Genomic DNA, 18,488 nt, shown 5'->3' with positions numbered 1-18,488 from the left:
TACAATAACGATATTTACAATAATAGATATCACCTTTGCCAATCCCGCTTTCATGTTTCATTAGGTTTTCATTAACTTGATGTTTTCGTTGATAGTAGATAAGGAGATCTCGATATGTATCCACCTAAATGGTATATCGGATTGGATGTCCAAGATCATTACATTCGTGCTCTTGCCGCCATTAAACGCCGTGACGGTTGGCAACTTCGGCATTGCTGGCAATATCACTTATCCAGCGAGATTATTTCAGGAGGACGGCTACAAGATCCTGAAAAATTACTCCGCATTTTAATGCAATGGCGAAAAATATTACCTAAGAATCTTAGCCTAAGATTAGCCCTCCCTGTTCAGCAAACCTTACAGCGACAGATCGCCTTGCCTGACTCTACTGCGTTGCAGGAGCCGGAACTCGGCTGGTTTGTGCACGCTAATGCTGAAAAACAATTTCCTGTCAGTGACCTGGCGTTGGATTATCGTGTTCATGGTCAGCAAATTTGCATCAGTGCAACTCGTCAAAAAGATCTCAACCTCTGGCTGAATCTGTTCGCAGAGATCAATTTATCCCTTGATGCCATTGATATTGCACCCTGTGCATTGCGTTATGTCGCCAAACTTGCGGGAGCGCCTGACGACAGTTGGTTGGTTCACAAACGTATGACAGATTGGCTATGGGTAGCTCCCGCTAACCGACCTTTCAGTTATGGCCTGGTAACTTCACAACCGGATTCCCATCTGACCCAGATCATCAACCAGCTCCCCATGACGCCAGAAACCGAAGATTATGCAATTTATTACAGCGATGAAGAACAATCGACATCAGTAAAAGCGATATCAGTGTCAACAAAATCAATCAATATCTGGCAACTCTTAATGGCATTCCGTCATTATCATCCCCCGCTGCCAGATAAAACGAATGCGTTCATTATTGCCGCAGGTTTAGCGCTCAGGCCGAGTGATCAGTGATGCATCAAGTCAATTTCTTACCCTGGCGACAGAAAAGGCTGAAACGTCAGTGCCAAACATGGGGAGCGCTACTTTGCCTACAACTGACGTTGTGGGCAGCAGTATTGGTGTTTATTTCTATGCTACAAACAAACCAGCTTAGACAATATCGCGGACAATTAACGGAAATGACTCACCAATTGACTCAATTACAACAAACTATCAGTACAACAGACCAAGCTATGCAACAGCACCAACAATTGTCACAACAATTACGGAAAAAACGCCTATTCATGGAACAGAATCAACGCTATTTACAACTATTTCGTCAACTTCCTTATTTGTTACCAGAGGACAGTTGGCTGACTGCATTTAGTGACGACAGTGGACAATTAATTTTTACCGCCCGCAGTCAAAGCTATACAGATATCTCTAATTTGTTGGATAACCTGACTGACGATACTTCGCTTATCAATGTGCAGCTAAGCAAAATGACCACGACAGAAGATCATTTTAAGGTTTTTACCATTGATGCAAATTGGTTGATGGGAGAGTCCGATGAGAAATAATTATCTTGAATGGTTTTATCGGCCTGTCTGGCAACAGCTTATCTTGCAACAATTGCTCATCATCTCACTGCTGTTGGGATTCTACTTTTTGGTTTGGCAGAAAAATCGGTATGAAATTCATACCCTCCAGAGCAATATTAAGCAGCAGCAACACAATACAGTACTATCTCAGCAAAAACTTGCTGAACTCCCCTCTTTGCCTGAAATGCAACAACAGATCCAACATATGACCACAAACCTTGCTCAAAGCAGCCATCTTTCATCCTCAAAAAATAATACGAGCATACTCAAACAACTGCATATACCACTAACCCATTCCGGCAGTCAGCTAATGGAATGGAAAATCCACAAAGAAAACGAACACGTTTTCTTGCATATCATGTTGTCGTTAAATTACGGCCAATTCCTCCATTTCTTGAATGAAATGCAAAAATTGCAATCACCGCTACTAATTAAGCATATTACAATTACTCCTGATGAGGATAACCTAATGGTTCGCATGGTTTTTTCAGATAAGGAGAAATCATGAACTCCCATCCTTGGATCCTCCTAATCTGCCTATTATTACCTCTATTCGGTTTTGCTACAGAAAATTCTGCTGCGAAAAACCGTACCGGAGAAGAGCCAGATTTCGAAATGCTAAGAGACCCATTCCAGCCTCCAATAATAGAGAATGCAACTGACTTTTCTCCAGCAGAGCAAAATGAGCAAGGACAAGAGATCGAATATCAGGTAATAACTTTGCAATATGCCGATGCAGAGCAAGTAGCAGAACAATTACAGCAAAATCATCCTGCATTACTGACAAAATGGGGAAAGGTTGAACACGACCCCTTAACTAATAGCCTGATCTTGGAAGATAAATTTGATGCCATTACTCGTATCAAAAACTGGCTAAAAGAAGTCGATACCCCGCAGCAACAAGTACAAATTACCGCCCATATTGTTACCAGCAGCAGGGAAGCACTACATGAATTGGGAATTCATTGGGGAGTGAATGCCGATCCACACAATCAATCAATAGGTCTAAATCGCTTAAATCTACATCAACCGGCTGGCAACCAACGCCATAGGTTGGTACTAAATACCGCCCGCATTCATGCAAACTTGCTAGAACTAGAACTCAGCGCACTAGAACAGGAAAGCCAGCTCGATATCATTGCTAGCCCACGACTCACAGCTTCACACCAACAAACAGCCAGTATCAAGCAAGGTTCTGAAATTCCTTATATCGTTCAGAACAAGAATAAAACAACCGTCCAATTTAAAGAGGCAGTATTAGGTATGGAAGTGACTCCACATATTTTAAAGCAGGGAAAAATCCGACTCGCGCTAAAAATCAGCCAAAATGCCCCCGGTTTTCCCATCAATCAAGGAGGAAATGAAAATCTGGCTATCGATAAACAAGAAATAATAACCCAAGTTACGATTAAAAATGGGGAGACCTTGATTCTTGGAGGGATCTTTCAACAGAAAAAAACCGCAAGTTTACAAAAAGTTCCTTACCTGTCAGATCTTCCTCTATTAGGGGAATTATTTAACCAAAAAGGAGAGCAACATAGCCGCAGGGAACTCGTAATTTTTATTACGCCTCAATTGGCCGATATTTAACCAACAAAAATATTACATAAAAATCAATACATTAATAATGAAATTGTGTTTTTTCTGCCAAATCACCTACCGTTTTTCTTGGTCTGGCCTGTTTATGGATTTGACGCTGAGAGTAATTTAGCATACAAGGATTAACTAATTGAGTGAACAGATCTAACATCGCAAGCAAGAGCCTATATGCCCAATAGATTGCAAATTGCAGCAAAACAGCAAGTTGTAAGATGGAAGGTAGAGACAATAGGCTCTCAATCGGCCCGCAAAAGTATGAATCCGATGATTCAGTTCGTGCGAAATTTATATAGTTGCAATACAGGCTGATGTGCTGAGATAATTTTCCTATCTGATCTCACATTATCACTCATGAGGTTTCAGTTTAGGTCCCGTGGCTAATCTTATTGGCGGGGCGGGTTATCATTAACAACAGTCTTAGTAATACCAAAAACATGGCAGAGAAACGCAATATCTTTCTGGTTGGGCCTATGGGTGCCGGCAAAAGCACTATTGGTCGTCAGTTAGCTCAGCAACTCAATATGGAGTTTTATGACTCTGATCAAGAAATTGAGCGACGTACCGGAGCTGACGTGGGCTGGGTATTTGATGTGGAAGGCGAGGAAGGCTTCCGCGATCGCGAAGAAAAAATAATTAACGAACTGACTGAAAAACAAGGCATCGTATTGGCTACTGGAGGGGGATCTGTTAAATCAAAAGAAACCCGCAATCGCCTGTCTGCCCGTGGTGTGGTCGTCTACTTAGAAACAACCATTGAAAAACAGTTGGCTCGTACCCAGCGCGATAAAAAACGCCCTTTACTTCAAGTTGATGCACCAGCACGAGAAGTTTTAGAGAATTTGGCTGATGAGCGCAATCCTCTTTATGAGGAGATTGCTGATGTGACTATTCGCACAGATGAGCAAAGCGCCAAAGTCGTTGCTAACCAAATCATTGAACTATTGGAAAAAAACTGATTATAGCGAGTCCGCACGGCGGCAAATGATAAGGCGAAGGCTGATATGGAACAAGTGACTGTTACGTTAGGTGAAAGAAGCTATCCAATTACCATAGCCGAAGGGCTATTTTCTGACAGTGAGGCATTCAAACCCTTGCAAGCGGGTCAACAGGTCATGATAGTGACTAATGAAACACTTGCCCCCCTGTATCTTGAACAGGTGAAATCCACATTGCAGAGAATGGATCTTCGGGTAAATGAAGTTATCTTGCCTGACGGTGAACAGCACAAATCACTTTTTGTGCTCAATGACATTTTTTCCGCCTTGCTGGAAAATAATCATGGTCGTGACACAACCCTTATCGCCCTTGGTGGTGGTGTAATCGGTGATATGACGGGATTCGCCGCGGCTAGTTATCAACGCGGTGTCCGTTTTATCCAAGTACCCACCACGCTGCTCTCTCAGGTTGACTCTTCCGTCGGTGGAAAAACAGGAGTCAACCACCCCCTCGGTAAAAATATGATAGGCGCGTTCTACCAGCCCGCTTCGGTTATTGTCGATCTCAATGGCCTGAAAACATTACCGGCTCAAGAGTTATATTCTGGTCTGGCTGAAGTCATTAAATATGGCATTATTCTGGATGGCGAATTCTTTGGCTGGCTTGAAGAGAATATTGAGAAATTACTGGCCCTCGACAACCAGGCAATGGCTTATTGCATCCGTCGTTGCTGCGAACTCAAAGCGTTGGTTGTTGCAGCTGATGAACAAGAACGCAGTGGAATGCGGGCTCTGTTAAACCTTGGCCATACCTTTGGACATGCGATTGAGGCTGAAATGGGTTATGGCGTCTGGCTGCATGGTCATGCTGTTGCTGCGGGTATGGTGATGGCGGCCAGGGCATCTGAACTTGTCGGCACATTCTCAGAACAGGACACCCAGCGTATTATCCGCTTGCTGGAACGCGCAAAATTACCTGTCAATGGCCCTGAAGCAATGTCTCCTGATGCCTACTTACCTCATATGATGCGTGACAAAAAAGTTTCTGCCGGGAAATTGCATCTGGTATTACCGACAGCCATTGGGGAAGCAAAACTTCGTTCTGATATTGGGAAAGAAGTTATATTGGATGCTATTCGTCTATCTCAGCTATCCTCCCGCTAGTTACACTGACTCTCTAATTAATTCCAACTTAACTCTGGCAGTGAATTTTACTGCCAGAGTTAAGTTGGAAGATGAAGGGAATTTCTGGATATGGCAAAATTTGCGCTGATAATAAAAGCTGAATGATGAATTATTCTCTAGCTGTTATGCTATACAATAGCGAGATTATCAAATAAAGCATCATCGGTTTTAGTTAGGTCAGACTGCCAAACCTCTTCAATAGCAATTGGCAGAACTATCTCTGTTAGGAGGGCATATGGACGAATTAAAATCAGAAAACAAACAAAAAACAGAAAGTGAATTAAAGCCTGATACTTCTGATCGCAGCCCTCAACGCTCCAGAAGCCAATTCAATCAACCTAAGCTCGCAATATCTCGCCAACAAATAATGATCGGTGTTGGCATTTTGGTACTTTTACTTCTGATTATTGCTATCAGCTCTGCATTGAAATCACCCACCGAGCATGAAAAACAGCAAAATGCAGCGGAAAAGAGTATTGACCTTTCTGGTTCTCCTTCACTTTCTACCAATACCCCTGGCAGCGAGCAAGAAAATCCATCAGAACCAGAAAATCATGGTGCACGTGAAATCAGTCCGCCCCCCATCAATAGTACACCCAGCAAAGATCTTCCTCCCGAAACTGAAACGGGTGGCTACAACCAACGTATAGAGTTACCCGGTGATATTTCTGATGCTTTGAATCAACAACAAAGCACCATTAATCATTCTGTGCAAAACAATCTGACACAACCGCAGGCCAAACCCACGACTTCACCTGTTGAACCAAGCAAACCAGAGAAGGTTACGCCACCAAAAATAGAGAATAAGGCCAGGGAAGACAATCACTCCAAAGCAGCTAGTCAATATCAGACCAATAAAAAGCATGTCGCCGATGCTGGTGGTAATCTGCTGAATGCACCCGCAAATCGATTCACACTACAATTGAGTAGTGCCAGCCGTTCTGATACCTTAAGCGCCTTCGCGAAAAAAAATAACCTTGTTAATTACAAGGTTTATGAAACTAAACGCGATGGAAAAACATGGTTTATCTTGATCCACGGTAATTATGGTTCTGTTTCTGATGCTAAAAGAGCCATTTCCGCACTGCCTGCTGAAGTTCAGGCTAAAAAGCCTTGGGTCAGAAAACTACAACAAGTTCAGCAAGATCTGAAAAAATAAAACTATTTTGATTAGGCGCTGATATGCTGTCCTAAACAGAGTACAATCTGCGGCTCTGAAATTATTGAATAACTAATTTGACGGCATGAAAAAAAAACGCGCTTTCTTAAAATGGGCCGGTGGAAAATACCCCTTGGTAGATGATATTAAACGTCATCTGCCAGAGGGCGATTGCTTGATTGAGCCATTTGTTGGCGCAGGCTCGGTATTTCTCAATACCGATTATGATTCTTACATTTTGTCAGATATCAATATCGATCTGATCAATCTGTACAATGCCGTAAAATCTCGTGCAGATGAATTTATTAATCATGCCCGTCCATTATTTTCATCGGAGTTCAACACTGCCGAAAACTTTTATCGTCTGCGAGAAGAGTTTAACAAAAGCAAAGATCCCTTTCGCCGCAGTTTGCTGTTTCTTTACCTGAACCGCCACTGCTATAACGGGCTTTGTCGCTATAATTCACGAGGTGAGTTTAACGTACCTTTTGGTCGCTATAAAAAGCCTTATTTTCCTGAAAATGAGCTTTACTGGTTTGCGGAAAAATCCCAAAAAGCCACGTTCATCTGCCAGCATTACGAAATAGCATTAAACAATGCCTCACAGGGTTCGGTGATTTATTGTGATCCCCCGTATGCCCCACTTTCGGCTACGGCTAATTTTACCGCCTATCATACGAATAGTTTTAACCTTCTCGATCAGGAAAATCTGGCGGATATTGCCTATCATATCTCGTCTCAAAAAGGCATTCCGGTACTCATATCTAACCATGACACACCGATGACACGAGAATGGTATCATCAGGCTTCCCTTTACATTGTTAAAGCCCGCCGGACAATAAGCAGAAATATTCTTGCCCGCAGTAAAGTTGATGAACTTTTGGCGTTATACTGCCAGGAGTGATTGAGGTTTCCAGCCCCTGAAATAACAGGGGATAAAACAATGAATTGGAGAAGATAACAATGAAGAAAGATTTTCTGATTGCCCCATCCATTCTATCCGCAGATTTTGCCCGATTAGGTGAAGATACCGCTAAGGTTTTGGCAGCAGGTGCTGATGTTGTGCACTTTGATGTCATGGATAACCATTATGTGCCAAATTTGACGATTGGCCCAATGGTCTGCCAGGCATTGCGCGACTATGGCATTACTGCGCCAATTGATGTCCATCTAATGGTAAAACCTGTTGATCGCATTATTCCTGATTTTGCTCAGGCTGGTGCAACTTATATCACTTTCCATCCTGAAGCGAGTGAGCACATCGATCGCACTCTGCAACTTATCAAGGAACATGGCTGCAAAGCGGGCTTGGTTTTCAATCCAGCAACACCGCTTAGCTATCTTGATTATGTATTAGATAAGTTGGATGTGATTCTGTTGATGTCTGTTAACCCAGGTTTCGGTGGTCAATCTTTCATTCCAGAAACACTGAAAAAACTGCGTCAGGTACGCAAAATCATTGATGACAGCGGATATGATATCCGTCTCGAAGTTGATGGGGGTATCAAACCCAATAATATTGCTGCGGCAGCTCAAGCTGGCGCAGATATGTTCGTTGCCGGCTCTGCCATTTTCAGCCAGCCAGATTATAAAGCGGTTATTGATGAGATGCGCCGCGAATTATCGAAGGTAGCATAATGAAAAGTGATGTCGTAAAAGGAATTCGTGCCATTGCATTTGATTTGGATGGCACACTCGTGGACAGTGCGGGCAGTCTGGCTGACGCTTTGGATCAGGCACTGATGGCCAAAGGCTTACCCGCTGCGGGCAAGGAAAACGTCGCTGTCTGGATAGGCAATGGTCCTGATGTCATGGTTGAGCGTGCATTAAAGTGGGCTGGAGCAGAACTGTCTGCCGAATCGCATCGCGAAACGCGCAAGCTGTTTGATAAATTTTATGAAATCAGTGTAACCGCAGGCAGCCAACTGTTTCCCCAGGTAAAAGAAACATTGGCAGAATTGGCAAAACACCATTTGCCAATGGCGATTGTTACGAATAAACCCACCCCTTTTATTGCTCCATTGCTGGAATCATTAGGTATCAGTGAATACTTTTCATTGGTACTCGGCGGTGACGATGTTAAAGAGAAAAAACCTCATCCCGCACCACTTTATCTAACGATGGGTATGTTTGGTTTGCATAAAGAAGAATTGCTTTTTGTTGGCGATTCCCGTAATGATATTTTGGCTGCGCAAGCGGCAGGTTGCCCATGTATAGGCTTAACCTATGGCTATAACTACGGAGAGTCGATAGCATCAAGCCACCCAAATTATGTATTGAACCATTTTTCGGATTTACTCCCAACTATTGGACTATCCACTTTGAACCCATTATCCAGTCTGAAAATACAGGAAGCTTAATAAAATGAATGAACCCACTGCAATGAAGCCAAACTCCCAAAAACCTATTGTATTCAGCGGCGCACAACCCTCCGGTGAATTGACCATCGGTAACTATATGGGGGCGTTACGTCAGTGGGTTAAAATGCAAGATGAATACGATTGCATCTATTGCATCGTTAACCAGCACGCCATTACTGTGCGTCAAGATCCCAATGAACTGAAAAAACGCACGCTGGATACGCTGGCGCTTTACCTTGCCTGTGGTATTGATCCAAAGAAAAGTACCATCTTCGTTCAGTCACATGTGCCACAACATTCCCAGTTAAGCTGGGTGCTAAATTGCTACGCTTATTTCGGTGAACTAAGCCGCATGACTCAGTTCAAGGATAAATCAGCCCGCCATGCAGAAAATATCAATGCTGGCCTGTTTGATTATCCGGTTCTAATGGCTGCTGATATTTTGCTTTATCAGGCTAATCAAATCCCTGTGGGTATTGACCAAAAGCAACACCTTGAATTAACCCGTGATTTGGCGCTGCGGTTTAACGCTTTATATGGCGATATTTTCACTGTTCCAGAGCCATTCATTCCTACTGGTGGTGCTCGCGTGATGTCATTGCAAGATCCAAGCAAGAAAATGTCGAAATCGGATGATAATCGCAATAACGTCATCGCCCTGCTGGAAGACCCTAAATCCGTAGCCAAGAAAATTAAACGCGCGGTCACCGATTCTGACGAGCCACCTTGCGTGCGTTATGATCAGGAAAACAAACCCGGCGTTTCCAACTTACTGGATATCCTCGCTGGTGTAACAGGTAAAACTATTCCTGAATTAGAAGCCGAGTTTGAAGGTAAAATGTACGGCCATCTGAAAGGAGCCGTCGCAGATGCAGTAAGTGAAATGCTGACAGGCTTACAGGAACGTTTCCATCATTTCCGTAATGATGAAACTTTACTTAACCAAATTATGGCAGAAGGTGCGGCCAAGGCTCAGGCTCGCGCCCAGGCAACCTTGGATAAAGTCTATGAAGCGGTAGGCTTGATCGCTCATCCGTAACAGCCGATTCTATATCAATGCCAAAGGGTATCCATTTTCCCCCTTTGGCATATAAATTCCGTTAATTACCCAATAAACGACGATTAAAATCCTCAATTTTTCCATGCAATATGCGCTTTTGCATCGTCAGATTCCAACTGGCAGACAGCCCAGCCGCCCCCATTAAACGACGATACAGCTCTTCATCAAATGGGTTATGAAAAGCAATGGAAATAGCTTCCTTAACAGAAACATCGCTATTACGGCTTAACAGTTTTATCGGTTCACCAGCACTGACCAAACCAGGAGAGATAACTCGATATAACCAACCACATCGCCCATTATTTTGCATCATCGCAGCAAACTCATTGATGTTTGTAATAAAATTGAGTTTATAACATGGAGAACGTGGTTGAGTTACTTGAATCAGAGCTTCACCCCAGTGGAAAATATCACCAATATAGACATTATCTTCTGTCATGCCTTCTGTAGATATATTTTCACCAAACAAGGGAGAGGCAAATAATTCCGCCAATTCAGGAAATTGCCTTTTCCAAAATAGGTAATGCTCACCTGGATAATGGCAAAGCGCACGATCAGTGCCACCATGAAAGCGAGTTTCCGCTTGTTCATCGCCTTCTAGCCCAAGAGAGGTTAGCTGTAAACGACCATTCACCACCAGTTTATTGATCGCACTGAAACCCAATGTTTCTGATGATGATATTTTGCCTCTATATATTTGTGGATAATACATTCTTTATTCCCTCTCAATGAGCTAATGGAGATGTACACGTATTATCCAGGCATAATAACCAAGATTACAGACAATAAGAATGCGGGGCACAGCAATGACCCGCATTCTTATGAAAAAATAATAGGTGGGATTATTTCGTTTTTTCTTCGTAACGTTTTGCTGCTTCATCCCAGTTGACTACATGCCAAAATGCTTTGATGTAATCAGGGCGGCGATTTTGATATTTCAGGTAATAAGCGTGCTCCCATACATCCAGACCCACAATCGGGTAACCAGAAGCGCCCGCTATTTCTTCACCCATTAGTGGGCTATCCTGATTACCTGTTGAAACAACAACAAGTTTGCCATCTTCTTTCAGTACCAACCACGCCCAGCCAGAACCAAAGCGAGTTGCTGCCGCTTGTTCAAATTTTTCTTTGAAGCTGTCAATACTGCCAAAATCACGCTCAATCGCGGCTTTCAAAGCACCATCCAATACTGTGCCTAATTTTAAACCTTTCCAAAATAGGCTATGGTTCGAGTGACCACCGGCATTGTTACGAATAAAAGTGCGTTTATCAGCTGGAATTTTATCAAGCTGCTGAATGAGTTCATCGATATGAAGTTCGCTTAATTCTGGAAAGGCTTCCAGAGCCGTATTCGTGTTAGTGACATACGTCTGATGGTGTTTAGTATGGTGAATTTCCATCGTTTGTTTATCGAAATGAGGCTCTAGCGCATCATAGGAGTAAGGTAGAGAAGGCAATGAATGGCTCATATCATATCTCCAGTTGTTTAGAATTTAGAATATATAAAGCTCACACCTTGTGAACAACATGATTATAGTGAATTGAACAATAATGAAAATGATTATCAATTCCATGTTATTGCTGTGGTTTCCTTTATACATTCACGTTTCATACCTCCTCATAGATAAAAATATCAATAATAAACTTAAATAACAGAATATAAATCCAATTAAAATAATAAACTCATTACTTAATATTGATTAAATCTACAGCATTAAATGATCATTCCATAAAATTTATTCTCTTTATTGCGTGATCTTCCGCGCAAAAAAGAAACAAAAATTCTTCTTACACTTTAGTTAACCTTGTTTTGACATAGTATTAACAATTGCAAGGAGATAAAAATATGACTCAAATAATCAAGCATCTTATTCCTGCTGATATTGCAGATACGGCCCTGATAAGCAAGCAACAGTACCTATATGACTATCAAAGGTCATTACAAGACCCAGAAGGTTTCTGGGGTGAAAAAGGTAACGTAGTTGACTGGATTAGGCCCTACACCAAGGTCAAAAATACCTCTTTCGATCCTGGGCATATCAGCATCCGCTGGTTTGAAGATGGCACCCTGAACTTAAGTGCCAATTGTCTTGATCGCCATTTGCAAGAACGTGGTGATCAAACTGCCATTATATGGGAAGGAGATAATCCCGCAGAATCTCGCCATGTTACCTATCGAGAATTACATCATGACGTCTGCCAGTTTGCTAATGTATTGAAAAAACTGGGGATCAAAAAAGGCGATGTTGTGGCTATCTATATGCCAATGGTGCCAGAAGCCGCCGTCGCAATGTTGGCCTGTGCCCGTATCGGAGCGATCCATTCCGTCATTTTTGGTGGCTTCTCTCCTGATGCCATCGCTGGCCGAGTTATCGATTGCAACGCTAAGCTCGTGGTTACCGCAGATGAAGGTTTGCGAGCAGGCCGCACAATCCCATTGAAAAAAAATGTCGATGAGGCGCTCAACCATTCTGACGTTACTAGTGTGACTCACGTGGTTGTTTTCAGGCGTACCGGAAATGCCAAAAACTGGAATGACAATCGTGACTTATGGTGGCACGAACTGACCGAAAGTGTGAGTGCTGAGTGTCCCGCTGAAGAAATAGGTGCCGAAGATCCATTATTCATTCTTTATACTTCAGGCTCTACAGGTAAACCTAAAGGCGTCCTGCATACAACGGGTGGTTATTTAGTCTACGCATCTTTAACGTTTAAATACACGTTTGACTATCGTCCAGGAGAGATTTACTGGTGTACCGCCGACATAGGGTGGGTAACAGGGCATAGTTACCTGCTATATGGGCCTCTGTCTTGTGGAGCCACCACTTTAATGTTTGAAGGTGTCCCCAACTATCCCAATGTTAACCGTCTTTGTCAGGTGGTTGATAAGCATGAAGTGAATATTCTTTATACTGCGCCAACCGCTATCAGAGCATTGATGGCCGAAGGTGACAAAGCCATAGAAGGTACTAAACGTACGTCATTGCGCATTATGGGATCGGTGGGCGAACCTATTAATCCAGAAGCATGGGAATGGTATTACAAAAAAATAGGTAACAGTAAATGTCCTATCGTAGATACATGGTGGCAAACCGAAACCGGTGGATTCATGATCACACCGTTACCAGGCGCTACCGATCTCAAAGCAGGCTCCGCCACTCTGCCGTTTTTTGGTATTAGTCCAGCCTTAGTTGATAATTCCGGTGAAATTTTAGAGGGCGTGAGTGAAGGCAATCTCGTTATCACGGATTCCTGGCCAGCACAGGCACGAACGTTGTATGGCGATCATGAGCGTTTTGAACAGACTTATTTTTCCACTTTCAAGGGAATGTATTTCAGTGGCGATGGTGCTCGACGTGATGAAGATGGCTACTACTGGATCACTGGCCGTGTTGATGATGTTCTGAATATTTCAGGCCATCGTTTGGGAACCGCAGAAATTGAATCAGCCTTAGTTGCATACCCCAAAATTGCTGAAGCTGCCGTTGTTGGTATCCCGCATCATATCAAAGGACAAGCTATTTACGCCTATGTCACGCTAGTTCATGGTGAAGAGCCTTCTTCTGAGCTGTATACCGCAGTCAGAGATTGGGTTCGTAAAGAAATCGGCCCAATTGCAACACCTGATATCCTTCATTGGACAGACTCTCTGCCCAAAACGCGTTCTGGAAAGATTATGCGGCGTATTTTGCGCAAAATTGCTTCTGGTGATACCAGCAATTTAGGAGATACCTCCACGCTGGCCGATCCGGGTGTTGTTGAAAAACTGCTGGAAGAAAAACAATCCATCAATATGTCGTAAAACATATGCGCCGCCGTAAGGCGGCCTAAATAACGTATCACCAAAAGTACGGAGCTGTATCTGGGCTTAAGGTGTGGCGTTTAAAATCAACAGGAGATACTCCAATGAGTGACGACATTTATCAAGAGATTGAAAATAACTCTCGCTTTAAGGAGCTAGTTAAGAAGCGAGGGCGTTTTGCCTGGCTGTTATCCATCATTATGTTAGTGCTTTATGTTGGTTTTATTTTCCTTATTGCTTTTGCGCCTGAATGGCTTGGAACACAACTTCATGAAAATACCAGTGTGACGCGGGGAATTCCTGTAGGAATTGGCATCATCTTCATATCTTTCATACTGACTGGAATTTATGTAATCAGGGCGAATGGTGAATTTGATCGTCTAACGTCAACCATTCTCAACGAGGTGAGAAAATGAAAAAAAGCGTATTATTATTTTCCTCCCTCTTCCCTATCCTAGCTCAAGCAAGTGCCATTTCAGGTAATGTAGAAAAACAACCTTTGAATATTCAGGCAATCATCATGTTCCTGTTATTCGTCGGGTTAACACTGGGTATTACTTACTGGGCTTCAAAGCGGACTATTTCACGTTCAGATTATTATACCGCTGGCGGTCGTATTACTGGATTCCAAAATGGTATGGCGATTGCAGGTGACTATATGTCTGCCGCCTCGTTTCTGGGTATTTCAGCGTTAGTTTATACCTCTGGCTATGATGGGCTGATCTATTCCATTGGCTTTCTGGTTGGCTGGCCAATTATTCTATTCCTGATTGCTGAAAGATTAAGAAATTTGGGGCGGTACACCTTTGCTGATGTCGCTTCTTATCGGCTGAAACAGCGCCCCATCCGTACCTTATCCGCAATGGGTTCGTTAGTTGTTGTTGCGTTATATCTAATAGCTCAGATGGTCGGAGCTGGAAAACTGATCGAGTTACTATTCGGATTAAATTATTATGTCGCTGTTGTCTTAGTCGGTATTTTGATGGTGCTTTATGTCTTATTTGGCGGAATGCTGGCGACAACATGGGTCCAGATTATTAAAGCCGTTTTGTTACTGGCAGGAGCAACATTCATGGCTGTGATGGTCATGAAAGCAGTTAATTTCAATTTTCATACCCTGTTTAAAGAAGCTATTGCAGTACACTCCCTTGGATCTGCCATCATGAGTCCCGGAGGATTAGTATCTGATCCTATCTCTGCACTCTCTTTAGGATTGGCATTAATGTTCGGGACTGCAGGGTTGCCTCATATTGTCATGCGGTTTTTTACCGTCAGTGATGCTAAAGAAGCGCGTAAAAGTGTTTTCTATGCAACGGGCTTTATCGGCTATTTTTATATCCTGACGTTTATTATCGGATTTGGTGCAATTTTATTGGTCAGTGCCAACCCTGCATTCAAAGACACAACCGGTGCATTAATTGGTGGTACAAATATGGCCGCTGTCCATCTGGCAAACGCCGTTGGCGGTGATTTTTTCCTTGGTTTTATCTCTGCCGTTGCTTTTGCCACTATTTTAGCTGTAGTAGCCGGGTTAACATTAGCAGGCGCTTCCGCAGTATCCCATGATCTCTATGCCAATGTGATTAAACGAGGGCAAGCTAATGAACGAGATGAGCTAAAAGTCTCAAAAATTACTGTCGTTATTCTCGGATTGGTTGCTATTGGCTTGGGTATTTTATTCGAAAAACAAAACATTGCCTTTATGGTCGGTTTGGCTTTCTCCATTGCTGCAAGTTGTAATTTTCCCATTATTTTATTGTCAATGTATTGGAGCAAGCTGACTACACGTGGAGCGTTAGTTGGTGGATGGTTGGGGTTACTAACAGCGGTTGTATTAATGATCCTAGGCCCTACGATTTGGGTTAGTATTCTTGGTCATGAAAAACCTATTTATCCTTATGAATATCCAGCTCTGTTTTCCATGTTTATCGCATTTATCGGAGCTTGGTTATTCTCAATTACCGATATTTCGGCACAAGGAATGCAGGAAAGGAAAATGTTTCGCAATCAGTTTATCCGCTCGCAAACAGGTATTGGTATCGAACAGGGGAAAGTGCATTAACTTATAGTTAATTGTTTTGCTTTTTCCCAAACGCAAAAAAGCCATCCGGTGACGGATGGCTTCTCTGGCTAATTGAATGTCTGGCAGTGCCCTACTCTCACATGGGGAGACCCCACACTACCATCGGCGCTACGGCGTTTCACTGCTGAGTTCGGCATGGGGTCAGGTGGGACCACCGCGCTATTGCCGCCAGACAAATCCTGTTTTCAATCCCGAACAAGCTGCTTTTCTACGCTGAAACCCGTCTCTCTCTTTCCACTCCCGAAAACCCCTTCGGTGTTGTCAGGTTAAGCCGCACGGTTCATTAGTACCGGTTAGCTCAACGTCTCGCAACGCTTACACACCCGGCCTATCCACGTCCTCGTCTCGAACGTTCCTTCAGTACCCTCTAGGGGTAAGGGAAGACTCATCTTAAGGCAAGTTTCCCGCTTAGATGCTTTCAGCGGTTATCTCTTCCGCACTTAGCTACCGGGCAGTGCCATTGGCATGACAACCCGAACACCAGTGGTGCGTCCACTCCGGTCCTCTCGTACTAGGAGCAGCCCCTTGCAATCTTCCAACGCCCACGGCAGATAGGGACCGAACTGTCTCACGACGTTCTAAACCCAGCTCGCGTACCACTTTAAATGGCGAACAGCCATACCCTTGGGACCTACTTCAGCCCCAGGATGTGATGAGCCGACATCGAGGTGCCAAACACCGCCGTCGATATGAACTCTTGGGCGGTATCAGCCTGTTATCCCCGGAGTACCTTTTATCCGTTGAGCGATGGCCCTTCCATGCAGAACCACCGGATCACTAAGACCTACTTTCGTACCTGCTCGAGCCGTCACTCTCGCAGTCAAGCTAGCTTATGCCTTTGCACTAACCTCACGATGTCCGACCGTGATTAGCTAACCTTCGTGCTCCTCCGTTACACTTTGGGAGGAGACCGCCCCAGTCAAACTACCCACCAGACACTGTCCGCAACCCGGATAACGGGCCGGCGTTAGAACATCAAACATTCAAGGGTGGTATTTCAAGGATGGCTCCATGCAGACTGGCGTCCACACTTCCAAGCCTCCCACCTATCCTACACATCAAGGCTCCATGTTCAGTGTCAAGCTATAGTAAAGGTTCACGGGGTCTTTCCGTCTTGCCGCGGGTACACTGCATCTTCACAGCGAGTTCAATTTCACTGAGTCTCGGGTGGAGACAGCCTGGCCATCATTACGCCATTCGTGCAGGTCGGAACTTACCCGACAAGGAATTTCGCTACCTTAGGACCGTTATAGTTACGGCCGCCGTTTACTGGGGCTTCGATCAAGAGCTTCTCGCCGAGGCGATAACCCCATCAATTAACCTTCCAGCACCGGGCAGGCGTCACACCGTATACGTCCACTTTCGTGTTTGCACAGTGCTGTGTTTTTATTAAACAGTTGCAGCCAGCTGGTATCTGCGACTGGCCTCGGCTCCGGAAGCAGGTTCCTTCACCTAACGCCAGCGTGCCTTCTCCCGAAGTTACGGCACCATTTTGCCTAGTTCCTTCACCCGAGTTCTCTCAAGCGCCTGAGTATTCTCTACCTGACCACCTGTGTCGGTTTGGGGTACGATGGACCCGAATCTGGAGCTTAGGGGCTTTTCCTGGAAGCGGGGCATCAGCAACTTCAGCACCGTGGTGCCTCGTCATCGTGCCTCAGTGTTGTGGCTAACCGGATTTGCCAAGTTAGCCCACCTACACACTTAAACCGGGACGACCGTCGCCCGGCTTGCCTAGCCTTCTCCGTCCCCCCATCGCAATTCGGGCCCGTACAGGAATATTAACCTGTTTCCCATCGACTACGCTTTTCAGCCTCGCCTTAGGGGTCGACTCACCCTGCCCCGATTAACGTTGGACAGGAACCCTTGGTCTTCCGGCGAGCGGGTTTTTCACCCGCTTTATCGTTACTTATGTCAGCATTCGCACTTCTGATACCTCCAGCCCACCTCACAGTGGACCTTCAACGGCTTACAGAACGCTCCCCTACCCAACGACACTTACATGTCGCTGCCGCAGCTTCGGTGCATGGTTTAGCCCCGTTACATCTTCCGCGCAGGCCGACTCGACCAGTGAGCTATTACGCTTTCTTTAAATGATGGCTGCTTCTAAGCCAACATCCTGGCTGTCTGAGCCTTCCCACTTCGTTTCCCACTTAACCATGACTTGGGGACCTTAGCTGGCGGTCTGGGTTGTTTCCCTCTTCACGACGGACGTTAGCACCCGCCGTGTGTCTCCCGTGATAACATTCTTCGGTATTCGCAGTTTGCATCGGGTTGGTAAGTCGGGATGACCCCCTAGCCGAAACAGTGCTCTACCCCCGAAGATGAATTCACGAGGCGCTACCTAAATAGCTTTCGGGGAGAACCAGCTATCTCCCGGTTTGATTGGCCTTTCACCCCCAGCCACAAGTCATCCGCTAATTTTTCAACATTAGTCGGTTCGGTCCTCCAGTTAGTGTTACCCAACCTTCAACCTGCCCATGGCTAGATCACCGGGTTTCGGGTCTATACCCTGCAACTTAACGCCCCGTTAAGACTCGGTTTCCCTGCGGCTCCCCTATGCGGTTAACCTTGCTACAGAATATAAGTCGCTGACCCATTATACAAAAGGTACGCAGTCACCCTGATAAATCAAGGCTCCCACTGCTTGTACGTACACGGTTTCAGGTTCTTTTTCACTCCCCTCGCCGGGGTTCTTTTCGCCTTTCCCTCACGGTACTGGTTCACTATCGGTCAGTCAGGAGTATTTAGCCTTGGAGGATGGTCCCCCCATATT

Annotated in this window: 16 protein-coding genes and 2 rRNA genes (1 of these 18 cut by a window edge); 14 read left to right on the top strand and 4 right to left on the bottom strand. The window is 44.5% G+C overall.

Annotated elements, in window-relative coordinates:
* The first annotated feature begins 114 nt into the window (after positions 1 to 114).
* From pilM to trpS, 11 genes are all read left to right on the top strand, one after another.
* Entirely contained in the window at positions 115 to 963 is an 849-nt protein-coding gene (gene pilM, locus WDV74_RS00255; RefSeq protein ID WP_338883950.1) for a pilus assembly protein PilM, read from the top strand.
* Positions 963 to 1,511: a PilN domain-containing protein gene (locus WDV74_RS00250; RefSeq protein ID WP_338885496.1), complete on the top strand. Its 549-nt coding sequence runs from the start codon at positions 963 to 965 to the stop codon at positions 1,509 to 1,511. The genes pilM and WDV74_RS00250 overlap by 1 nt, the downstream gene beginning before the upstream one ends.
* Entirely contained in the window at positions 1,501 to 2,040 is a 540-nt protein-coding gene (locus WDV74_RS00245; protein WP_338883949.1) for a hypothetical protein, read from the top strand. The genes WDV74_RS00250 and WDV74_RS00245 overlap by 11 nt, the downstream gene beginning before the upstream one ends.
* Positions 2,037 to 3,122, top strand: a complete 1,086-nt coding sequence (locus WDV74_RS00240; RefSeq protein WP_338883948.1) for a secretin N-terminal domain-containing protein — start codon at positions 2,037 to 2,039, stop codon at positions 3,120 to 3,122. Before WDV74_RS00245 ends, WDV74_RS00240 begins: the two co-directional genes overlap by 4 nt.
* Before the next feature lie 443 nt (positions 3,123 to 3,565).
* On the top strand, positions 3,566 to 4,087 hold the full coding sequence (gene aroK, locus WDV74_RS00235) for a shikimate kinase AroK (RefSeq protein WP_038237472.1): 522 nt from the start codon (positions 3,566 to 3,568) through the stop codon (positions 4,085 to 4,087).
* Between the two features lie 45 nt (positions 4,088 to 4,132).
* Complete coding sequence (gene aroB / locus WDV74_RS00230) at positions 4,133 to 5,230, top strand: 3-dehydroquinate synthase (RefSeq protein ID WP_338883947.1); 1,098 nt, start codon at positions 4,133 to 4,135, stop codon at positions 5,228 to 5,230.
* 256 nt (positions 5,231 to 5,486) lie between these two features.
* Positions 5,487 to 6,410, top strand: a complete 924-nt coding sequence (locus WDV74_RS00225) for an SPOR domain-containing protein (RefSeq protein ID WP_338883946.1) — start codon at positions 5,487 to 5,489, stop codon at positions 6,408 to 6,410.
* Between the two features lie 85 nt (positions 6,411 to 6,495).
* The gene (gene dam, locus WDV74_RS00220) at positions 6,496 to 7,314 is read left to right on the top strand and encodes an adenine-specific DNA-methyltransferase (protein WP_338883945.1); all 819 of its coding nucleotides are present in this window, start codon (positions 6,496 to 6,498) and stop codon (positions 7,312 to 7,314) included.
* Positions 7,315 to 7,373: 59 nt separating this feature from the next.
* On the top strand, positions 7,374 to 8,048 hold the full coding sequence (gene rpe, locus WDV74_RS00215) for a ribulose-phosphate 3-epimerase (RefSeq protein ID WP_338883943.1): 675 nt from the start codon (positions 7,374 to 7,376) through the stop codon (positions 8,046 to 8,048).
* Positions 8,048 to 8,770, top strand: coding sequence for a phosphoglycolate phosphatase (locus WDV74_RS00210; RefSeq protein ID WP_338883942.1), 723 nt, complete (start codon positions 8,048 to 8,050; stop codon positions 8,768 to 8,770). The genes rpe and WDV74_RS00210 overlap by 1 nt, the downstream gene beginning before the upstream one ends.
* Positions 8,771 to 8,774: 4 nt before the next feature.
* Entirely contained in the window at positions 8,775 to 9,809 is a 1,035-nt protein-coding gene (gene trpS / locus WDV74_RS00205) for a tryptophan--tRNA ligase (RefSeq protein ID WP_338883940.1), read from the top strand.
* A 61-nt stretch (positions 9,810 to 9,870) separates the two neighbouring features.
* On the opposite strand, the gene yiiM is transcribed toward trpS, so the two are convergent.
* The gene (yiiM, locus tag WDV74_RS00200) at positions 9,871 to 10,542 is read right to left on the bottom strand and encodes a 6-hydroxyaminopurine reductase (protein ID WP_193852214.1); all 672 of its coding nucleotides are present in this window, start codon (positions 10,540 to 10,542) and stop codon (positions 9,871 to 9,873) included.
* A 130-nt stretch (positions 10,543 to 10,672) separates the two neighbouring features.
* Entirely contained in the window at positions 10,673 to 11,299 is a 627-nt protein-coding gene (gene sodA / locus WDV74_RS00195) for a superoxide dismutase [Mn] (protein ID WP_338883938.1), read from the bottom strand.
* Positions 11,300 to 11,676: 377 nt separating this feature from the next.
* On the opposite strand from sodA, the gene acs reads away from it, so the two are divergent.
* From acs to actP, 3 genes are all read left to right on the top strand, one after another.
* Positions 11,677 to 13,632, top strand: a complete 1,956-nt coding sequence (gene acs, locus WDV74_RS00190) for an acetate--CoA ligase (protein WP_338883937.1) — start codon at positions 11,677 to 11,679, stop codon at positions 13,630 to 13,632.
* Between the two features lie 104 nt (positions 13,633 to 13,736).
* Positions 13,737 to 14,048, top strand: coding sequence for a DUF485 domain-containing protein (locus WDV74_RS00185; protein WP_189760227.1), 312 nt, complete (start codon positions 13,737 to 13,739; stop codon positions 14,046 to 14,048).
* The gene (gene actP, locus WDV74_RS00180) at positions 14,045 to 15,694 is read left to right on the top strand and encodes a cation/acetate symporter ActP (protein ID WP_338883936.1); all 1,650 of its coding nucleotides are present in this window, start codon (positions 14,045 to 14,047) and stop codon (positions 15,692 to 15,694) included. The genes WDV74_RS00185 and actP overlap by 4 nt, the downstream gene beginning before the upstream one ends.
* Before the next feature lie 78 nt (positions 15,695 to 15,772).
* Here the strand turns inward: actP and rrf are convergent.
* Both rrf and WDV74_RS00170 read right to left on the bottom strand, forming a co-directional pair.
* Positions 15,773 to 15,888: ribosomal RNA gene (rrf, locus tag WDV74_RS00175) — 5S ribosomal RNA — on the bottom strand.
* An 89-nt stretch (positions 15,889 to 15,977) separates the two neighbouring features.
* Positions 15,978 to 18,488 (bottom strand): 23S ribosomal RNA (locus WDV74_RS00170) (it continues 401 nt past the right edge of the window).

The sequence above is a fragment of the Xenorhabdus sp. TH1 genome (assembly GCF_037260955.1).
GTDB classification, from domain to species: domain Bacteria; phylum Pseudomonadota; class Gammaproteobacteria; order Enterobacterales; family Enterobacteriaceae; genus Xenorhabdus; species Xenorhabdus griffiniae.
The sequence above is the reverse complement of the archived record's forward strand: the minus strand, read 5'-3'. Positions and strand labels throughout refer to the sequence as shown.